Consider the following 245-nt stretch of genomic DNA (forward strand, 5'->3'; position numbering starts at 1 on the left):
CTGGGCCCGGGCGAACTCAAGCGCATCATGCGCACCGGCACCGTGGCCAGCACCGACAACCGCAACTGGGAGCTGCTGCCCGACAACACGCCGCAGCGGCGGTTTTCGCAGTCGCGCGCGGTGGCGCTGGACATGGAAAGTGCCACCATTGCGGCCAACGGCTTCCGCTTCCGGGTGCCCTACGGCACCCTGCTGTGCGTGAGCGACAAGCCGCTGCACGGCGAGATCAAGCTGCCCGGCATGGC

At 69.0% G+C, this 245-nt stretch carries 1 pseudogene; it reads left to right on the forward strand.

Annotation, left to right across the window (positions count from 1 at the left end):
- Nucleotides 1-245, forward strand: a pseudogene (locus tag HA630_RS01790) (AMP nucleosidase); the annotation flags it as partial.

Source organism: Aquabacterium sp. A08, from assembly GCF_011742065.1.